At 60.5% G+C, this 17,085-nt stretch carries 14 protein-coding genes and 4 pseudogenes; 10 read left to right on the top strand and 8 right to left on the bottom strand.

Annotated elements, in window-relative coordinates; translation table 11 throughout:
- A pseudogene (locus tag HWX36_RS30980) lies at nt 1–363 on the bottom strand (IS21 family transposase); the annotation flags it as partial.
- Between the two features lie 124 nt (nt 364–487).
- On the opposite strand from HWX36_RS30980, the pseudogene HWX36_RS30975 reads away from it, so the two are divergent.
- A pseudogene (locus HWX36_RS30975) lies at nt 488–646 on the top strand (helix-turn-helix domain-containing protein); the annotation flags it as partial.
- 214 nt (nt 647–860) lie between these two features.
- Here the strand turns inward: HWX36_RS30975 and HWX36_RS30970 are convergent.
- The gene (locus HWX36_RS30970; protein ID WP_175957644.1) at nt 861–3,707 is read right to left on the bottom strand and encodes a hypothetical protein; all 2,847 of its coding nucleotides are present in this window, start codon (nt 3,705–3,707) and stop codon (nt 861–863) included.
- Between the two features lie 483 nt (nt 3,708–4,190).
- On the opposite strand from HWX36_RS30970, the gene HWX36_RS30965 reads away from it, so the two are divergent.
- Complete coding sequence (locus HWX36_RS30965; RefSeq protein WP_175957643.1) at nt 4,191–4,604, top strand: hypothetical protein; 414 nt, start codon at nt 4,191–4,193, stop codon at nt 4,602–4,604.
- Nucleotides 4,605–5,436: 832 nt separating this feature from the next.
- On the opposite strand, the gene HWX36_RS30960 is transcribed toward HWX36_RS30965, so the two are convergent.
- The 3 genes from HWX36_RS30960 to HWX36_RS30950 all read right to left on the bottom strand — a co-directional run bounded on the left by HWX36_RS30960 (nt 5,437) and on the right by HWX36_RS30950 (nt 9,046).
- Nucleotides 5,437–6,672 (bottom strand): amidohydrolase family protein, encoded by a 1,236-nt coding sequence (locus HWX36_RS30960; RefSeq protein ID WP_175957642.1) that lies wholly within the window; start codon nt 6,670–6,672, stop codon nt 5,437–5,439.
- 12 nt (nt 6,673–6,684) lie between these two features.
- Nucleotides 6,685–8,001 carry an MFS transporter gene (locus HWX36_RS30955; RefSeq protein ID WP_175957641.1) on the bottom strand — a complete coding sequence of 439 codons (1,317 nt, stop codon included), beginning with the start codon at nt 7,999–8,001 and terminating at the stop codon, nt 6,685–6,687.
- Nucleotides 8,002–8,134: 133 nt separating this feature from the next.
- The gene (locus HWX36_RS30950) at nt 8,135–9,046 is read right to left on the bottom strand and encodes a LysR substrate-binding domain-containing protein (RefSeq protein WP_175957640.1); all 912 of its coding nucleotides are present in this window, start codon (nt 9,044–9,046) and stop codon (nt 8,135–8,137) included.
- A gap of 207 nt (nt 9,047–9,253) precedes the next feature.
- On the opposite strand from HWX36_RS30950, the gene HWX36_RS30945 reads away from it, so the two are divergent.
- The 3 genes from HWX36_RS30945 (at nt 9,254) to HWX36_RS30935 (ending at nt 10,877) form a co-directional block, all read left to right on the top strand.
- Entirely contained in the window at nt 9,254–9,514 is a 261-nt protein-coding gene (locus HWX36_RS30945; RefSeq protein WP_175957639.1) for a hypothetical protein, read from the top strand.
- A 42-nt stretch (nt 9,515–9,556) separates the two neighbouring features.
- Complete coding sequence (locus HWX36_RS30940; protein ID WP_175957638.1) at nt 9,557–9,784, top strand: hypothetical protein; 228 nt, start codon at nt 9,557–9,559, stop codon at nt 9,782–9,784.
- A gap of 190 nt (nt 9,785–9,974) precedes the next feature.
- Complete coding sequence (locus tag HWX36_RS30935; RefSeq protein WP_208457835.1) at nt 9,975–10,877, top strand: LysR family transcriptional regulator; 903 nt, start codon at nt 9,975–9,977, stop codon at nt 10,875–10,877.
- Here HWX36_RS30935 and HWX36_RS30930 read toward each other — a convergent pair.
- Nucleotides 10,828–11,283, bottom strand: a complete 456-nt coding sequence (locus HWX36_RS30930; protein WP_175957637.1) for a carboxymuconolactone decarboxylase family protein — start codon at nt 11,281–11,283, stop codon at nt 10,828–10,830. The genes HWX36_RS30935 and HWX36_RS30930 overlap by 50 nt on opposite strands.
- 256 nt (nt 11,284–11,539) lie before the next feature.
- On the opposite strand from HWX36_RS30930, the gene HWX36_RS30925 reads away from it, so the two are divergent.
- The 3 genes from HWX36_RS30925 (at nt 11,540) to HWX36_RS30915 (ending at nt 13,379) form a co-directional block, all read left to right on the top strand.
- Entirely contained in the window at nt 11,540–11,950 is a 411-nt protein-coding gene (locus HWX36_RS30925) for a TIGR02594 family protein (protein WP_175957648.1), read from the top strand.
- A gap of 142 nt (nt 11,951–12,092) precedes the next feature.
- Nucleotides 12,093–12,725: a glutathione transferase gene (gene yfcF / locus HWX36_RS30920; RefSeq protein ID WP_175957636.1), complete on the top strand. Its 633-nt coding sequence runs from the start codon at nt 12,093–12,095 to the stop codon at nt 12,723–12,725.
- Between the two features lie 147 nt (nt 12,726–12,872).
- Nucleotides 12,873–13,379, top strand: a complete 507-nt coding sequence (locus HWX36_RS30915) for a hypothetical protein (RefSeq protein ID WP_175957635.1) — start codon at nt 12,873–12,875, stop codon at nt 13,377–13,379.
- Nucleotides 13,380–13,486: 107 nt separating this feature from the next.
- Here the strand turns inward: HWX36_RS30915 and HWX36_RS30910 are convergent.
- Nucleotides 13,487–13,752, bottom strand: a pseudogene (locus HWX36_RS30910) (IS5/IS1182 family transposase); the annotation flags it as partial.
- Between the two features lie 530 nt (nt 13,753–14,282).
- Between HWX36_RS30910 and HWX36_RS30905 the strand changes: the two are divergent.
- On the top strand, nt 14,283–15,455 hold the full coding sequence (locus tag HWX36_RS30905) for an iron-containing alcohol dehydrogenase (RefSeq protein WP_175957634.1): 1,173 nt from the start codon (nt 14,283–14,285) through the stop codon (nt 15,453–15,455).
- 45 nt (nt 15,456–15,500) lie between these two features.
- The gene (locus tag HWX36_RS30900; protein WP_175957633.1) at nt 15,501–15,932 is read left to right on the top strand and encodes a hypothetical protein; all 432 of its coding nucleotides are present in this window, start codon (nt 15,501–15,503) and stop codon (nt 15,930–15,932) included.
- On the opposite strand, the pseudogene HWX36_RS30895 reads toward HWX36_RS30900, so the two are convergent.
- A pseudogene (locus HWX36_RS30895) lies at nt 15,864–16,241 on the bottom strand (ABC transporter substrate-binding protein); the annotation flags it as partial. The gene HWX36_RS30900 and the pseudogene HWX36_RS30895 sit on opposite strands and share 69 nt — an antisense overlap.
- Nucleotides 16,242–17,085 lie beyond the last annotated feature (844 nt).

Genomic DNA, 17,085 nt, shown 5'->3' with positions numbered 1-17,085 from the left:
AGGCGTCTCGAAGCGCACCTCGAAGCCACGTTGGCGGGGCGGCCGGACCTCCCGAACCAGGTCGCCCAGCGCCGTGCGGCCACCGGTGTACCCCATGGCCCGAATCTCGCGCAGCAGTCGCTCGACGCTCAGGTCGGGAAACTCGCGCACACGTTCGGTGACGTAGTGAACGAACGGATCGACCACGCACGGTCGCGGTGCGCGCGGCCCGTAACGCGGAGCCTGAACGCCATTCCTGATGTATTTACGAACGGTCTTGCGGTCCATACTCAGTCGAACAGCGATGGCCGAAATACTCAGCCCTTGCCGGTGCAATTCCAGAATCGTCATCACTTCCTCCAGCTCGACCACCGACACCCCCACGACGGATCTCCAGGGCGATATGGTCGGCGATCGACAGGACGGCGCCGCTACCGCGGCGCCGTCAGATAAAAAACTGGGGAAAATTACTTCGACGAAAGTGGGGAGTATCTATCCGACGCTGACAAAGGCGGAAGGCAAGGCGATGGGGCGGCCGTCCGCCCTGTCGGACGAGCAGCGGGCGGACGTGCTGCGCGAGTTGGACGCAGGGGCAAGCGTGGCCGCGCTTGCTCGGCGATTTGGCACGAGCCGCCAGACGATCATGCGGGTACGCGACGCAGTCTAAGCTGCGCGCGCCGTTCAACTCACGCCCCGCTAGAGCCCGGCTCACCGGACCAAACAGACAGTGTCAGGTTGTCTGGCTCAGTTCGGCCAGTCGCAGACGCTCATATTCGCGATTAAAAAAACATTCGGGTTACCCGGTTATTCTGTAAGGCGGCCGCCGCGGCCAACTCCGAGCGCAGGATGCTTAGGCCGAGACACTTTCGCGAAACTGGGGCCTACGCAGACGGTGGCAACCGCGCTGCCGTCCATTCCGCGCAACCTTGCATCGCATCGTCCACATACTGGATGAAGTCGTCGTATAAACCCCTAATATCCCCTAGGCTGACCGTAGGGTCATCCCGGTTCTTAAACGTCCATTCGATTAGTTGATCAAGATTGCTGGTCGTTATAGATCCGTTCTCGACGAAGAAAGGCGAGTACATATTTCCCCTGCCGGGACACAAGACGCCACGAGAGATTTCACCAACCCAAGAAGACCACTTAACGGATGCCAATTTTTGGAACCGTGATGTGACCGGAAGCGCTAACCTGAGCCCCGGAGTCAGATTCGCTAGCAGCAGATCGACCAAGGCCGTTTGATCCCATGCATCCTTATTTTTGGTTATTCCAATAACCACCCCCTTTTTCGTAACGGATTTAATATACCCCCTGTACCCTTGATGAACGATAGCCTGAAAGAAAATAGAAATTGAATCATGCGTACATGACCGATACGCGCCATCAAATACGACATACCGCGGACTATAGTCGCCAAATGCTTGATATAAGTCCATTCCACCTTCAATCATGAGCCCGATAGTGGGAGAGGGAGGTTTCTGTTGCTTGGGTGCGAAAATTAGCCGTCTTCCGCCATAGCTACCGTCATTCTCCCACATCATATTTAGATAATCGTCGGAATGTGGATTATCCAGTGCCAGCAGCGTTGCTGATAGCATGGCTTTCTGTGTGCCGTCCTGACTGCTCGCAAATAGAATTTTTGCAGTGGAAACTATCGACGGGATTAGTTCGCCAATTACATTGAAGTCGCGAAGTTCACTTCTATTTACTTTTAGAATTGAATTCGCTTGACCAAAAATATTCACATGAACTTCGCAAGGCACACTTATTCTTCTTTCGCGATAGCCTACTCTTTGCCCTTTAAAATAAAGACGCAACCCACTGGCCGGCGATTCAAGGTTGAATGCAACCGCAACGCCCGCATCCGGATGGTATCGCCAATTCAGTTCCGAGCACATTCGGGGCTGGGGAATTCCATTGATAGAAACGGGGAGAGGTACATTATCGAGCAGGCCCTCGAAATACGACGGCTGCCTGCCAACTATGGGATCGAAGAAATCATAAGGCCGCCTACGAATACCGAACGTACGTTCTTTCTCCGGATGAATATCGAGTTCAAGTGTTGTCCCGCATCGCTTCGCCGCCGCGAACGAATTTTCCCGCTGTACGTAAATCGAACCTTCTTCCGGCCCAACCGGGTTCGACATGCGGATAATTAACTCCTCTCCGTTTGTGATACTTTTTGTTTTATATAAAATTTCGTCGGTTAACGTAAACGCACTTTGCAAACCGATACCGAAGGCGCCAGATGGGCGCATCCATTTGGGCATGCGAGCGTAGACTGCATGCTTCCAGGTTCCTTGAATAGATCTACCTATCTTAGACATCCCCTTAAGATCATCTCGACTGATACCGATGCCACTATCTCGAATCTTGATCCTTACTGAACTCCGGCTTGCTGTAATTTCTGAACCCAATCGTATGATCGTTATTTCAATTGGATATTCGTTAAGAATTTTAACGATCTTTGGGTCATAGGGGCTATCGCCCTGTCGAATTGTCATATCACTTGGTAGGTCATTTGCCTCACCCTCACCGTGCCGGAGCCATACGTATAGAAGTGTCGCGTCGATTGCATTTTGCAAAAGCTCTCGAAGCGCATCGCTGTGCGATGTATAAAGTCCGGCCCCCTGAAGTAGCTCCATCACTCTCGGCTGATCTAATTCAAAATGCGGGCGACTGGCATTTTCAATGAGCTCGTATCCTTTAAGTTCTGTCGTGATATTTCCGATCGTTGGCAGTAGTCCGAAGCGATTATCTGGAGATATATCCGCCCAATGAGCCATTTGCCACGCTATTTCCCGCCTCAGATAATCGAACCATTTCTCGGATTCCACATAGCCTTCATAGGTCGAGCAAACAGCATGCACCTCAATCCGTTCCGTGTCTATCCGGAGATGTCGGATCGCGAGGTGCTTATCGATGTGTGCGTGAGTAGCTGGTGGCAGTTGTCCCGCGACTTGCAGCATGACCGGGCAGAATCTATTGTCGTCGAGATCAAGCAAGTCCCCGAGACGCAACATACAGGCAACAAATCGAGGATGAATTTTGTCCTTACCCAGGCCGGATGCGACAGCGGGCAACTGCATCAACTCTGCATGACCTTTCCCGTGCATCGCACAAATGTCGCCAAGTAAGTAAAACAATCGTTTGGGTATTAGTTCATTTCTAGGGGAGTTAAGGCCGATTGTCGTGTCTGGTTGGATGGCAATTCGGGCGGACCGGTCGGCGTGTTTTCTGCGGTAGTATTCCGCTAGTAATTGACTAACATTGGTAATCCAATCAAGGGGATTTTCGCTTCTAGCAAGCGATTCCATGGGATTGGCGATGCCAAGTCGTAATTCATCGAGTGAGAATTTTCCATTGAACGTATTTTGTTGGGAGGCGACGAACGACCGGAAATCGTCGCTTTCCCAATCCAGCTCCTTTTCCTGTTGAGTTACGACCATTCCGATATCATGGAGATATGCAGCTTCTAGTAGGAGCCAGACATCACTCCCACTCAACTGAGATATCCGTGATGATCCGAGAATTCTTTCGATGTTGACGAGAATTTGTGTTGAGTGCGATTCATCATGGCGACTGTAGTGCGGGAAAAGATTGCCCACACTTTGCAAGGCTTTCCCTATTAATCTTTTGTCAAATCCCCACTGTGCTACCAGTGGTGCAAGAGTGATGTCTTTTGCGCTGCACTCATCTAATCGCTGCTCAAGTAAAGTGGCCAATATGTGCCTCCTTCGGCGAAGGGTTATAGGCTACCAGATGGGCTGCTTTTGCGGTTTTGGGGGCTAGTCTCCGGTCGTCGAACGCGGTGGAGAGCGGCCGTTGAGCACCCTGCAACCGCCATTGCATTGGCATCACCCTGAGCGGCCGTGATGGGTCGCAAGCAGCCGTTGGAGTCCGGTGGAGGTGGCTGGCTTTTATGGGTCGAGGCCGCCCACCGATTTCGCGCGCAAACGGATCGTCCGACGCGCGTTACGGACGCGGGCGCACCGCTAGACGCAAGAGTCGAACTCCGGTTTCGCTCGAAACAGCGGCCGCCTAACCGTGGAGTAGTATTCCCCCATGTCCAGGTTATTGCCCGGCCTATACGGCACACAGCCGACCCATCCGTGACGACGGCGGCAAGCTCGTTAAGAGTTTAGAAACTGCTTCAACGATACGTGTGGTGGCGCCGGCCGTGGCGATGACATTGATGGGAAAGCATCATGTCAACCGAGTGGAAGCACCGCGTCAGACTGTTTGTCCAGCGCTTCTGGCAGCCGACCAGTGCGTGCATGACCTGCATGCCGGGGAGCTGGGGAAATATCATGAGCGTTGCCCACTGGACTATCGCGTTTCATACGGGCCTGCTTACTGGACTCCTGGCCGTACTGTTGACTTTCACGCCTGTGGCGAAACTCTACGCGCATCGATACGGCAATGCGCTGATCGTTGGCGTCCTGACGACGTTGGGCGACGTCTACTCGCACACGAGTCACTACCGTATCCCCTATGTCGAGCACATCGTGACGGGGGCAATTTCAGGTCTCTTGACGCTTGCGGCCTCATATCTCTTCGAAGACCGCGCGCGACGACTTCGGGCGGCGTGGGCTCGGGTTTCCGGACAGCTTATCCGCTGACTTTTCGAGCCCGCCGGGCCGAACGGAAAGAGACCTCCGGCGAGGCTACGCTACATGACCGGAGGTTGCGCACAGACATCCGGAACGCGCGACGGTCAGGAGCTGGCGTTCGACGTAGCAGGATGGACCGTCACCGATCGCTGATCATTCAAAAAAGTGCGAACCATGATCTTTCGCTCATTGTTTCGATCGTCCAGCTCGAAGCAAGCAGCGGAGCCGTCAAACGATCCGGAGCATAGAACCGTCAATTGCAAACGGTTCGACCATCCGGAGTTTCAGATTCAGGATTCCGATCAAACGATGCGTGTGATGGATCCTGACGGCGAAATTCGACCGGCGCCCGGATCGTATCTCGAAGCGTTGAATGCGCTCCGGCTGCAACGTGTCGACAAGTGACCGCTTTCGGGTACCCACGCCGTCTGCTCCGGGTCGCGGCTGGGTGGAAACACGTTACGCAGCGTCGGCGGGCGCAGATTCCGTGCCGCATGTTCACAGCCTTCAGGTGAACGAGGCGTGTCGCCACAGCTTCAGTACCGAGTGGCAGTCGTCCCTCGGTATGCAAGTCCATCCTGGGATGTTTCACGCACCCACCAGCCGCATCGCCTTCATGGTTTTCGAGAACCCGAGTATCGCTATGACGTGTTTGAGGTTGTATGCCAGTACATGCAAACTCATTTCGGTGCTCATGTCTTGTTGATGAGGCATAGTTCGCGACGCTGCCTGCGATCAAATCGGCAGCATGATCGCCCTGGACGTTCCACTTAAAAATCTCAGAATACTGTCCGAACGAGCAGGGCCACCTCTCACGGCGCGATCCGCGCGACCGCAAACCTTAACTCGCCCGCATCTTCACGATCTTCCCGCGCTGCAACACATATTCGACGCGCTCGCCCTGACCGGCCACCACGCCGATATCCTCGAGCGGATTCCCGTCCAGCACGACCAGATCCGCGATCGCTTCCGCCGCGACCACCCCGAGTTGACCCGGCATGTTGACGATCTCCGCCGCAACGGTCGTCGCCGACCTGAGCGCTTCCAGATTCCCCAGCACCTCGGCCCGGATCCGGAACTCTCCGCACTGGAATGCGTGCATTTCCCCGAGCAGATCCGACCCGAACCCCATCTTCACGCCGGCGTTCGCATAGATTTCCAGCGATTCGCGTCCCTTCTGCTGAACGGAAGCCACCTTTGCCACCGATTCGGGCGGCATCCCGAACTCCGCGCCGTGTTTGGCAAGCGCGTCGTAAGTGACAAGTGTGGGCACCACAAACGCGCCATGCTCGTGCATCAGTTTCGCCGCCGCCTCGTCCACGAGGTTGCCGTGCTCGATCGTCCTTACCCCGCACCGCACGGCCCGCGCAATCGCCCGCCCCGTGTACGCATGCGCCATCACATACGTATTCGCGGCCTCGGCTTCGTCCACGATGGCCCGAATCTCGTCCTCGGCGTACTGCGTGTTCGCAATCGGATCGGTCGGCGAAGCCACGCCCCCTGACGCCATGATCTTGATCTGCGTCGCGCCTTTCTGAATTTCTTCACGCACCGCAAGCCGCACACCTTCGACCCCGTCCACCACCCGCGCAATCGCGCCCGTCCTGAAACAGCACGAGCAAGGCTCCAGCAAGTCCCCGCGCGGCCGAAAGTCCCCATGCCCGCCGGTCTGCGACAACGCCTTTCCCGACGGAAAAATCCGCGGCCCCGACACCAGCCCGGTTTCGACCGCCTGCATCAAGCTCCAGTCCGCGCCGCCTGCATCGCGCACGCTGGTGAACCCGCGCGACAACATCGCATCGAGAATCGGCAACGAGCGAATCGCCGCGAGAATGTTCGGCTGCGTCGCATTCGCGCCGAGATTCGCATTCGAAGCCAGCACATGCACATGGCAATCGATGAACCCCGGCATCACGGTCTTGCCGCGCACGTCGATCCGCTGCGCATTCGGCAAATCCACCGGCCGATCGGCGACTTCGACAATCCGTTCGCCGTCGATCACGACATGATGATGTTCGAGCAACACGCCTCGTTCGAGGTCCAGAACGTTGCCGCCCTGAAGCACGGTAATGGTCATGAGGAAATATCCTTATCGAGTCGTGGAGGCAGCCCGCTTCGCGTCCTTCACGAAGCGCGTTCCGATGAAGCTGACGGCCGCCGCGAGGGTCACGTAGAAGGCCGGTGCCATGTTGCTGCCGGTGCGGGCGATGAGCCACGTGATCAGGAACGGCGCGAACCCGCCGAAGATCGTGACCGCGAAGTTGTACGCAACGGAAAGCCCCGTCGACAGCACCTTGGTCGGGAACAGTTCGGCGAACGCCGCGAGGATCGGCCCCGTGTAGGTCGCGATCAGCACGCCGAACACGGCCTGGAACACGATCAGCGACGTGAACCCGGGCGCATGGTTGATCCACGCGAACATTGGCCACGCGAGCACGAGGATGGCCAGCGCCGATCCGGACAGGAACACGCGCCGTCCCCACACGTCGGCGAGCCGGCCGACGATCGGAGAGCAGCACATGATCATCAGCCCGCCGACCATGCCGGCCGCGAAACCGGTCGATTGCGGCAGGTGCAGCGTGCGCACGGAATAGGTCGGCATGTAGAAGAGCAGCACGTAGGTGCAGACGGTCCACAGAATGACCATCGAAAAGCTCGCGAACGTTTCGCGCGGGTAGGTGGACAGCACCTCCCTCAGCGGCGAGCTTTCTTTCGCCTGCGCTTCGACGGCGCTGAACGCGGGCGTCTCGTCGATGTGACTGCGGATGAAGTAGCCGACCGGCCCGACGATGATCCCGAGCAGGAACGGCAGCCGCCAGCCCCAGCTATGCAGCGCCTGCGCGTCGAGCGACGTCGTGACGAAGGTGCCGGTCGCGGCGCCGAGGAGCACCGCGAAGCCGATGCTCGACTGGATCCAGCTCGAGTAGTACGCGCGCTTCTCCGGCGGCGCGTATTCGGTGAGGAACGCGGTGGCGCCGCCCATCTCGCCGCCGGCCGAGAAACCTTGCAGCAGCCGCGCGACGACGATCAGCAGCGGCGCGGCGATGCCGGCCTGTTCGTAGGTCGGCGCGAGCCCGATGAGCGCGGTGCCGGCGGCCATCATGAGGATGGTGAGCGACAGCGCGGCCTTGCGTCCGACCTTGTCGGCGTAGATGCCGAGCGCGATGCCGCCCACGGGCCGCATGAAGAAGCCGACGCCGAACGTCGCGACGGTCAGCAGCACGGACGTCAGTTCGTTGCCGGTCGGAAAGAACAGTTTCGCGATGATGACGGCGAAGAAGCTGTAGACGGTGAAATCGAACCATTCGAGACCGTTGCCGATCACGGTCGCGACGATGGCGCGGCGGCGCTGCTGCACAGCCGCATCGACGGCAGGCGCGGCGCGCGGGGAAAGCGTTCCTTGCATGGTCTCTTCCTTGGTCAGAAGCCGGGGCGGGCGCCCCGCGTGAACCCCATGCTAAGGACAGCGCGATTTTTTTCTGAAACGAAAGATTCGCATGCACGCATGCGCCGGACGCATGCGTTGCGTGCGGGATGGGTCAGGGCGCCGTCTGCCGCTCCGCCTGTTCGAACAGCCAGCGTGTGAACAGGCGTGCGGCGTGGTTCAGCGCGCGGTCGTTGGGCGAGATCACGTAGTAGCCGCCACCGTGGCTCGCGGATGCCTCGGTCACGCGCACGAGCAGCCCGGCCTCGATGCACGCGTCGATCATGTAGCGCCAGCCGAGCGACACGCCCTGGCCGAGAATCGTCATCTGCACGATCTGCGGATACGAGTTGATCGTGATGTCCTGCGGCTGCGCCTTCTGCCGGTCGATGTCGTTCTGGTCGAACCATTCGGACCACGACATCCACTGACGCTGCCCGTCCTCGAGGCGCAGCAGCGTCTCGTTCGCGAGATCGGCCGCGTCGAGCGTGCGGCCGGCCAGGTAACCCGGCGCGCAGACGGGAAACACTTCCTCGTCGAACAGCCTGCGCGCGGTGTAGTCGGCGGGCGCCTGCTGGCGCACGTAGTAGACGCCCACGTCGAATTCCGCCGGCGACATCGACGCAAGCCCGTCGCGCACGATCAGCCGCAGCTTGATGTCCGGATACGCGGCGCGAAACCCCGGCAGGCGCGGCGTGAGCCACAGCAGCGCCACACCGGACGAGCACGCGATCGTCAGTTCGAGATCGCCGTAGGGCTTCATCACGTCGTGCGTGGCTTCCGCGCATTGCGTGAGGAGACGGTGCACCTGCGCCGCGTATTGCTCGCCGGCCATCGTCAGCCGCAGCGAACGATGTTCGCGCACGAACAGCGAGCGGCCGAGAAATGCCTCGAGTTGCCGGATCTGCCGGCTGATCGCGCTTTGGGTCAGGTGCAGCTCGGCGGCCGCGCGCGTGAAGCTCGCATGCCGCACGGCGGCTTCGAACGCGATGAGGCACTGAAGGGGCGGCAGGGGCGTGATGCGCATGGCGGGTGTGAAGGTCTCGTGGCTCGCGACATCATAAGCGCGGATCGAAAGGAAATCACAAGCTGGCGTATGCGGGGAAAACCGGATCGTCCGGTGCGTAATACAGATTTACAAAGTCTGGACGATGCGGCGTCAACAGGGGGCCGGGACGGGGCGTTCTCTATTGCAGCAACAATCCCTTTCACAACAAGACGGAGAACTGCACTCATGAAACTCAAATCCATCCCCGTGATTCTGTGCGCCGCTTTGATGGCGAATGCCGCGTTCGCCGACGAGCTTCACAACAAGGCGATGGCCGCCACGCAAGATCTTCAGCGGTCCATCGAGGAAATGCACGTCATCCAGCAGGAACATGGCGGCGAGTTTGGCGGCCACATGGCGCGTGCGGAGCAACTGGCCCGGCAAGCCGAGAAGGAACGCGCCGCTGCGCTCGAGTACTACCGCGCGCGGCATCCCGGCTGGCAGTAACCCAGTGCGCCTCACATGGCCACGACGTTTGGATGATCAATGATGAAAACGAAATCCTGTTACACCCTGGTCGCGTCGCTGCTGTTGGGCGCGTCGCTGTCCGGCTGCGTGGTGGCCCCGGCTGAACCGCCGGCAGTCGCCCCTGCCGGCGTCGTCTACGTTGCGCCGGTCGGCGTGATGCCGGGCCCCGGCTATTCGTGGCGCTATCACCCGCACTACGGGTGGGGATGGTGGCATCCGCGCTACGGCTGGCACCGCGGCTGGCGTTGATGCGTGGCCGCGCGGAAATGCCCGCGCGACGCATGCGGACGTAGGAACAAGGCACGGGGAGACTTCCCCGTGCTTTTTTTTGCGCCGCGCCATTACGACAGTCGTGGATCGCATTCATGCGAAGATTGCCGCGGCGCGCGCGTGACGGCGCTCGCCGGCCTCCATTTCCCTTTCACCCAACCCAGGCACCATGGACCGCTTCGAAAGCATGTCGGTGTTCGTCGAGATCGTCAGCACCGGCAGTTTGACCACCGCGGCCGAGCGGCTCGGCCTGTCGCCGAGCATGGTCGGCAAGCACCTGAATGCGCTCGAAGCACGCCTGGGCGTGAAACTGCTTCACCGCACGACACGGCGCCACCATCTGACCGAGGCCGGTGCGCTTTACCTGGAGCGCTGTCGCGACATCCTCGATCGGGTCGAGACCGCCGACGACGCCGCATCGACACTCGGTAGCGATCCGTCCGGTCACCTCCGCATCGCCGCGCCGATTTCGTTCGGCGTCACGCAGCTCGCGCCGGCCGTCGCTGCTTTTCTCGCGCAATACCCGCGCGTCGATATCGAACTCGTGCTGACCGATGCCGTAGTCGATCCGGTCGGCGACGGTATCGACCTCGCGTTTCGCGTCGGCCCACTCGCCGATTCGTCGCTCGTCGCGCGGCCGCTGCCGTCGTACTACCGGATGGTCGTGTGCGCGTCGCCGGATTATCTGGCTCGCCATGGCACACCGGTCACGCCGCGGGATCTGCTGAACCACGATTGCCTGGGTCACACGCGATGGGGGCCGCGTTACCGGTGGCGATTCGACGGGCCGGACGGCGCGATCGAGGTGCCTGTCGCGTATCGATTGCGCGTCGATAGCGGCCCCGCGCTGCGCGAGGCCGCGCTGGCCGGCGGCGGCGTGATCCTGCAGCCGTTCGGGCTCGTCAAGGCCGACCTCGAGGCCGGCCGCCTGCATCGGCTGCTGGCCGCGTACGAGTCGCGCGGCCGAGACTTTTACCTGCTCTACGCGCGCGATGCCGGCGCGCCGGCCAAGCTTCGCGCATTCATCGCGTTTGCGCTGGATCATTTTGCGGCTGCGGATCCGGCGGAATGAGTCCGTCGGTATCGGGCAGGGCGGCGAAGACTTCCACCACGACGCCCAGCGCGTTGTTCACGGCCGCACCGCCGCCATAGAACATCGTCTGCAGGATCGTCTCGACGATCTGCTCGCGCGTCGCGCCGGCGACCAGCGCGGCTTCGGTATGCGCACGCAACTGCGGCAACGCATACCCGAGCGTCACGCAGCTGGCGATCACGACCAGCTCGCGCGTCGCCAGGTCGAGCCCGGGACGGTCCAGCACGCCGGCGAACGCCCATTGCATCGTCATCGTCAGGAAGTCCGGGCAGAGCGTTTCGCGCGACTGCGCAAGAGCCTTGCCGCTATGCGCGCCGTGCAGGCGCTCGAACAATGCGAGACCACGTGCATAGGTGTCGTCGCGGGGAAGAAGGGGCTGCGTCATCGTTGACCTCGTCGGGAAACGCCGAAATGCCGGCGGACCAACGCAGTGTGGGGCGACACGGCGCGTTGATAAACGCCTGTTCGGTTGGATCATTTCCCACCGGGAGTGGGCAATGCGTGAGGGGCGGTCGCGATGCCGGTGACTCTCGTCGCCGTGCGTCATTCATGCGAAGATTGACCGCACATCACACTCGCCCGAGAACGACGTGACCCTATTCAACCCTGAGAGCAAACCGGACATCGCCCATCCGCCGTGGATGCCCGTCGCGATGGCCGAACTCGGCATCCGCCGCCATCCGCCCGGCAGCATCAACCCGCGCATCGTCGAATACAACAACCAGACGAACCTGGTCGGCTACGACGACAAGATTTCCTGGTGTTCGTCGTTCGTCAACTGGTGCATGACGCACGTCGGCATACGCGGCACGGGCTCAGCGCTCGCGCGTTCGTGGCTCGAATGGGGGCGGCCGCTGGAACGCCCGGTCTACGGTTGCATCGCCGTCCTGACGCGCGACGATCCCGCGAGCTGGAAAGGGCATGTCGGTTTTTACCTGCGTCACGACGACGAACAGGTGTATCTCTTCGGCGGCAACCAACTGGAAGAAGTGCGCGAACTCGCGTACCCGTTGAACGAAGTGATCGGCTACCGCTGGCCCGACGCCGCATGACCGCGTCGCTACAGCACGCACAAAACCACGAACACCACGTTGCGGCCGCTGCTAACCTGTCACACAACCGTATCGACTCACCCGGAGCCCGTCGGCGCATCAACCAGCCGCCGCGAGCATCCGTACCCACAAGGAGCCAGCAGTGCAAACCGGTCATCTCCGTCTCTACGCGGATACGCAATACACGAGCCCTTACGCGATGTCGGTCTTCGTCGCGCTCGAGGAAAAATCGCTGCCCTACGAACTGGTGACCGTCGATCTCGGCAACCGCGCGCATTTCGCGCCCGACTACGCGGCGACGTCGCTGACGCAACGCGTGCCGACGCTCGTGCACGACGATTTCGCGCTGTCGGAATCGTCGGCGATTACCGAGTATCTCGACGAGATCTTTCCGGGCACGCGGCTCTATCCGGTCGAGCCGCGCCAGCGCGCGCGGGCGCGACAGGTGCAGGCGTGGCTGCGCAGCGACTTGATGCCGGTGCGTACTGAGCGGTCGACCGAAGTGCTGTTCTACGGGCCGTCGAGCGAGCCGCTGTCGAGCCTGGCGCAGGCCGCCGCGCAGAAGCTGTTCACGGCCGCCGACAAGCTGCTCGCGCCGGGCGCGGCAAACCTGTTCGGCGAATGGAGCATTGCCGATGTTGACCTGGCGGTGATGCTGAACCGTCTGGCGCTGAATGACGATCCGGTGCCGCAGCGCCTCGCCGACTATGCGCGTGCGCAGTGGGAACGGCCGTCGGTGCAGCGCTGGGTGAAGCTGAAGCGGCCGCCGCTGTGATTCGCGGGAGCGAGCTGTGGGGCGGCGGCGCGGGCGCCTGCGCTGCACGCCGATGAGTTGGCGCTCAGTCGGTCCCGCACGCATCGAGAAGCGGTATGTCGGCGCGACTTCATGTAACCCGCCGAATCGGCGTGAGAACGAATATCGATGAAGAAGATCGGTTTGTTGGTCGCAATCATGGCCGTGTCCGGTATCGGATGGGCAGCCCCTCCCGGCGACGGGCTGGTGAAAAGCTGCCTGCTGGCGCAGTCCGTCTCGCCGTCGATTGCGATCCAGGGCATCGACACGCATGAGGTGTCGCAAGAGGGCGACTATGCGGACGGGTTCAACGCCAGTTACCTCGTCAAACATGAGGGTGCCGACGTCGGCTACGCCGAAGGAAAGTCGACGCAGGCGCTGATCTACGCTGGCAGGCTCTACCGATTGTCTGCGGCGATACCCGTTGGAAATAACGGTGGAATCAAGCCGACTGCATTCAATCCCGCGCTGGCCGAGTGGAGCATGGCAACGGTCGGCCGTGAGCGCTATCTCTGCGTGAGCTTCAATTTCGACGGACTCGGGCGAAGCGGGGCGTATCAGAATGTTCACGGCGGATACTTGCTGAACGCGAAAACCAAAGACTTGTACTTTGTTGTACGCGACGTCAGGAAGTGAGGGGCCTTTTCTTGCACGGTGTCGCATCGTGCAGGGCAGTGATGCCATTCAGTTGACTGCACACCCCGGTGATCACTTGTATAAGTCTGGACTCGGGCGTGTTCACATTAGCGAAGGGCTTCGACGATCAGGGCAAAGTCGATAAAGGCAATGAACATCAAATAGCTTTTGTCAAAGCGCGAGAAGATGCGGCGGAAGCCCTTCAATCGACGGAGCAGTCGCTCGACCTCATTGCGACGCTTGTACATTTCCGGTCGTCCTCCCAAGGCTCGACGCGCGTACTCAACGAGGGAACGACCGGGATGAAACCGGGATCGAGCGCGAGTTGTCGGGTTTCGTTGCCTTCGTACGCCTTGTCCATCAGCAGGTGCAGCGGCGGATGCTGCGCATAGAGACGACGATCTGCTCATCCGATCCGGACGCAGCAAGAGAGGTAGGCGTTGCTCGGATTTGATCGCCGTCAAACATCCGCACCACGGCAAATGAACTTCAGCCAGGTGACGCGTGGCCATCACGGCGTTTGTCGAGCAAGTGGATGACGTTGGTATCGGTGGCCAGCTGATTCGTGATTCGAATGCGCGCGATGATACCGATCTGCTACGGTGCCGGATTTTGCGTTTGGCACGCAGAGCGTGACTGATGTGCCGGTCCCGCACGCGTCGATTCGACAGTCGACGATGCGTGCAAAACGCACGACAGAGAACACCTCGTCGCGTTGCGCACCTGTCCGATTTTTGAACACCTTCCGTGTTGCATTGTTTCGAGGTGAAACAGCGCGGCAGGCGCAACCGGCAGGCATGCCCCCGAAAATCCGCGCTTCGATGCATTGGTACGGTTCGTGCATGAGCTTATGCGGGTGTGCATGGCAAACCCACATAAGCAACCCACATCACTGGAGACAAAATGAGCTACCTGAGCATCGCCGACCGTACCGACAGCTTCTTCATCCCCTGTGTGACCCTCATCGGGCCGGGCTGTGCGCGCGAGACGGGCGCGCGAGCCAAATCGCTGGGCGCGAAAAAGGCGCTCATCGTCACCGACGCCGGCCTGCACAAGATGGGGGTGTCCGGCATCATCGCCGGCTACATCCGCGAGGCCGGGCTCGAGGCGGTCATCTTCTCGGGCGCCGAGCCGAACCCCACCGACGTCAATGTCCACGATGGCGTCAAGCTCTACCAGCAAGAGGGCTGCGACTTCATCGTTTCGCTGGGCGGGGGTTCTTCGCATGACTGTGCCAAAGGCATCGGGCTGGTCACGGCGGGCGGCGGGCATATCCGTGACTACGAGGGCATCGACAAGTCGAGCGTGCCGATGACGCCTTTGATCTCGATCAACACAACGGCGGGTACGGCGGCGGAGATGACGCGTTTCTGCATCATCACCAACTCCAGCAATCACGTGAAGATGGCCATCGTCGACTGGCGCTGCACGCCGCTCATCGCGATCGACGATCCGCGCCTGATGGTGGCCATGCCGCCGGCGCTCACCGCCGCCACCGGCATGGACGCGTTGACCCACGCCGTGGAAGCGTACGTGTCCACCGCAGCGACGCCGATTACGGACGCCTGTGCGGAGAAGGCGATCGCGCTGATCGGGGAGTGGCTGCCGAAGGCCGTCGCGAACGGCGAATCCATGGAGGCACGCGCGGCGATGTGCTACGCGCAGTACCTCGCGGGCATGGCGTTCAACAACGCCTCGCTCGGCTATGTGCATGCGATGGCCCATCAGCTCGGCGGCTTCTACAACCTGCCGCACGGCGTGTGCAACGCGATCCTGCTGCCGCACGTGTGCGAGTTCAACCTCATCGCCGCGCCCGAGCGCTTCGCCCGGATTGCCGCGCTTCTGGGGGCGAGCACGGCGGGCCTGAGCATGGCCGACGCTGCCGGCGCCTCGGTCACCGCCATCCGGCGCCTGTCTGCATCGGTGGGGATTCCGTCGGGTCTCGCAGGTCTCGGCGTAAAAGCTGAGGATCACGAAGTGATGGGTCACAACGCGCAGAAGGACGCCTGCATGCTGACGAATCCGCGCAAGGCGACGCTGGCCCAGGTCATCGCGATCTTCGAAGCGGCCATGTAAGCGTGCTTGCCCCCTCGCGGGCAGTGTCGCGAGGGGGCTGTATCCATGCAGAAAACAGTGGGCCAAGCAGACAGCGTTGGATTGTCTGCTCATTTTGGCCATCTTGAGACGTTCGACGCCGTCGCACGAATCATCGATAATCCCGAGATTCGATCCCAAGACGAACGCGCCGTTGCAGGTGTCGAAAGTTCGGTCGCACTTGGCAACAAGTCGGTGACGACCAGTACGTCATCGGCATCGACCACAGGTACCACCGCGGTCACCAGCACGACGTTCGGCAACTACGCCGACGCTGCCTCTGCAGCAGGTGGCGTCATCAGTGTTGGTAAGCCGGGCGCAGAGCGCGTCATCGATGAGCAGCTGGCTGCGGTGTCGAAACACCGCTACCTTGCGTCATGCCTTCTCCGGTCAGGCTTGCGGTGCGGCCGACGCGCCGGTGATGCCATGCCGCCGCAGCGAATCCTCGACGAAGCCTGACGCCTTCATGTCCTCGACGAAGGCTCAGCGCCGCCGCAGCCGCTTCGCCGCGGCTCTTCGGCTCCGCCATCGCCTGCCGGATCACCGTGAACCGCTTGTCGAGCAGGCGCAGGCCGAGCGTCTTCGCCGAATCGGTCTCGAGTTGCTGCTTCACGCCTGCGCGGCTACTTCCAGTTGCTGTTCGATGAAGGTCTGCAAGACGGCTTGCTGCGTCGGCGCACGCACGATCTGTGCAGTCTTCAGTTCGCGCGTGAGGAACAGGTCGTCGGCGCTGCTCTTGCCGACGGTCACGCGATTGTCGGGCTGGTCGCACCCCGTAGAAACGCGATATCGGCTTTATAAATTAATTCGAAATGCTGATCTGTAATTTCCGATTTCGTCGCGCTAATTCAAGATGTCAGGCAGGCAGAAGGAGTGTGCAGGGCGCTTTGAGTCTGCTTCGTTCGATTTGAAACCCGGATATCCGGATGGACGCGAACCGCACTGGAAATGAAGGATTTCAGGGGGGGCGATAACTTCTTGCGCAGAAGCTTCCACCTGAGTCGGCGTGGTTCAGTAAATCGCTTCATGATCAGGTTCCCTTTTTTCGAAATAAAAGAGAACGCATTTGTCGGTTGGTCGAAAGAAAAATGTCAGATTGTAAGGGGCGCCGCGGTGGACCCAGTAACGTGTGACAAAGGTTCGCATTTGAGAGGAGGGGGAATCAATATACTTGCTCAAAAAATCGCGAATCCTGGATGCAAGACGGGGCGGACAGCGCTCATGAGGAATAGATCTGGACTTGGTTCCGTAGCAGGACAGTCGCGCCGGGCAACAAGCATCGATGGTATCAGCGGCCAACGTGGCGAAGCATCGCGATCGAAGTGTCAGGTGGCGCCGCAGGCTTTCGTTCGCGTCGAGTTCGGGATTGCAGTCAGACAAATTGTACAGGATTGCATAGGGATCAATCGGTCATTGATCACGTCTCGTTCGCACGACAGACCGACTGGCCACGCTTGCGAGTTTCGCGCCGATGGCGATATGACGCCGCTGGCCGCCCGCCAATACCACCAGAGCGGACGCCCGGTTACGCGTGCTTGGTGCGGGTGACTGATCGACAACGGCTGCAAGGGCCGCGCCTCGCCTTAAGTCGCGATAACGATTCACTTTAAGC

The organism is Burkholderia sp. BCC0405 (assembly GCF_902833075.1).
Classification (GTDB): Bacteria; Pseudomonadota; Gammaproteobacteria; order Burkholderiales; family Burkholderiaceae; genus Burkholderia.
The sequence above is the reverse complement of the archived record's forward strand: the minus strand, read 5'-3'. Positions and strand labels throughout refer to the sequence as shown.